Annotated in this window: 3 protein-coding genes; all 3 read right to left on the bottom strand. The window is 47.6% G+C overall.

Annotated features, from left to right (window positions below):
- Positions 1-214: 214 nt before the first annotated feature.
- On the bottom strand, positions 215-379 hold the full coding sequence (locus DP116_RS23615) for a hypothetical protein (RefSeq protein WP_169157486.1): 165 nt from the start codon (positions 377-379) through the stop codon (positions 215-217).
- 187 nt (positions 380-566) lie between these two features.
- A complete protein-coding gene (gene ccmO / locus DP116_RS23610) occupies positions 567-1,337 on the bottom strand; it encodes a beta-carboxysome assembly protein CcmO (RefSeq protein WP_169157485.1) in 771 nt (256 codons plus the stop codon).
- A 65-nt stretch (positions 1,338-1,402) separates the two neighbouring features.
- Entirely contained in the window at positions 1,403-2,131 is a 729-nt protein-coding gene (ccmN, locus tag DP116_RS23605) for a beta-carboxysome scaffolding protein CcmN (RefSeq protein ID WP_169157484.1), read from the bottom strand.
- Between the last annotated feature and the right edge of the window lie 179 nt (positions 2,132-2,310).

Genomic DNA, 2,310 nt, shown 5'->3' with positions numbered 1-2,310 from the left:
TCCCTCCTTTTTAAGGAGGGCTAGGGAGGATCAATCCTTAACAGCAAGCGTATTGGAATATAAGGCGGATGTATACATAGATAAAAACCTATGAAAACTATTCTAATAATGGTATTTCCCTTATCAACTGGAAAAAGTTATGATTCAAACTAGCAACAACAGCGTAAGACACCTTCCAGCCAAGGTTACACACCTTGATCTTAGATAGCTCAAGTTACGAGTTATGAGTGATGAGTGGTTCGTCATTTGTGAGCCAGTGGGCTAAGTCCAGCACTGCTTTGAGGGTAACCCGAAAGCGGGTGACTGGTGAGACCAGCGCGAATGACGGCTCTCCCTCCGTAGGCGACTGGCGTTCGCCTTTGGCGTGCGCTTTGCGCATACCCGAAGGGCATACGGCTGTTCCCTGTGCAAGTGCGTGCCTGCAGGGCGAATGAACAGACCCGGAGGGTCATTTGTAAACGCAAAAGACAAAGGACTCATTCCTCGAATCCAGTTTGCTTAAGGGGGGGGAACGTTTACACAACTGGCTACTCTTAGCTCTTAACTCTTAACTTTTTCACTCGCAGTCATTCTTCGGTCATTTTTAGAGGTAACCTGGATAAATCTGGCAATTGTACTAACTCTGTTTCTGCAACTTGCTCCTTGATGTTGACGGGTAACTTTAACGGTTGACGTTCTTCTATCCAGCAACTTGCAACTGGCAAAGTTTGCTCCAACTCCTCCAATGGTCTTGGAATGACCATTACTGCGTTCAACTCTCCAATGCGTTCTGCCTCGTACATACCAGCTTCTACTGCCATCGCGACATTTGCCACGGACCCACGAATAATGGCTGTACACAAACCCGCACCAATTTTTTCGTAAGCTGCCAATTGGACATCGGCAGCTTTCAACATGGCATCAGCTGCTCCCACCAACGCTGGAAATCCCCTCGTTTCTACTAAACCAATTGCTTGGTTGCTCAGGCGGTTGTAGCTGTCTTGAGAAAGTGCACTCAGGCGGCTGTTGATAGGCAGTATCACTTCCAGGTTGGGATAAGGACGGGGAATGACCAAGCTAGAAACCAACTGACCAAATTGTTCAGCAGTTTGCACACCAGACTCTACCGCCAGACGTACATCAGCTATCCCACCCCTGACGATCGCAGTACAGTGACCACTGCCAATTTTCTCATATCCAACCAGGTGAACTCCAGCGGTTTTCAGCATCATATCCGCTGTACCAACCATTGCTGGAAAACTGCGGGTAGACACTAATCCCAACGCACTTTCACTGAGTGCGTCTCGACGGCGCGATGTCTGGATATTGCTTATAGACCTTTGACTGTATGCCTCCATTTCAGTTCTCCAGGGTACTCAATTGTTAGTTGCTCTTTGATTGCTGACAACTTAACAATTAACACTTATTCAGGTTCACCGTCAGATATAGGTTTGTTCAACGATTGTTTATGGGGAAACAATGTGACCAGCAGCTTTTGTATGCTTTCTTGCCCATAAATGTAACTACTTATTTGAGAATCCTGAGTGGAAACTGGGGGGGATAAGGAAGATGAGGAGGCAGCGCCATGGGCGGGTTCCCCGACTTGTGGCGACTGCCGTGAGGATGAGGGAGAGATGGCAGATGATTCCTGCTTGTCCCCCTGTTCTCCTATCTGTTTGTCTCCTTGTCCTTTTTGTCTCCCTGTCCCATTTTCTGACTGCGTACTACTGGAAGTAGGGTTAGTTGTGGATGATTCCGACTGGGTTGTTTGTTCACTCTGTGTAGGAGATTCAGAAATACGGCGACTTGTATCTCCGAGAACAGAACCAGCGGGTACGACTTGTCCCGGCTCAACAGAACAATTAAAAATTGTTGTTGCTGCCCCAATACAAGCATTCGCCCCTATTTTGCCTTTACCAACCATCAAAAGACCGGCTCCCAGGTTTGCTCCTGCTTCTACTTCTAGGGTTCCTTCATGGACTTGGAGAATTGACCCCATACCAACACAGACCCCCGAACCAATAATTATTTTGCTGTTTGGAGCTGCTTGGAGTATCACACCTGGTGCAAGTACTGCACTTGGATGAATTATCACCTCGCCACTTATATAAGAATCAAAGTCATAACTTGGGCGCAGTGGCGGCACAGACATGATATGTAACCTCGGAAGCCAATGAAATAGGAGGGAGTGAGGGAGTGAGGGAGTGGGGGAGTAAGGAGGATGAGGGAGAGAGTTCTAATTCTAAATTCTGAATTTTGAATTTTGAATTTTGAGAGAAGTTTGAGCGGAGGTTTCCTCCGTTCGCGCAGCGTCTCCGTTCGGCACGGGGC

This window comes from Brasilonema bromeliae SPC951 (genome assembly GCF_012912135.1).
Lineage (GTDB): Bacteria > Cyanobacteriota > Cyanobacteriia > Cyanobacteriales > Nostocaceae > Brasilonema > Brasilonema bromeliae.
The sequence above is the reverse complement of the archived record's forward strand: the minus strand, read 5'-3'. Positions and strand labels throughout refer to the sequence as shown.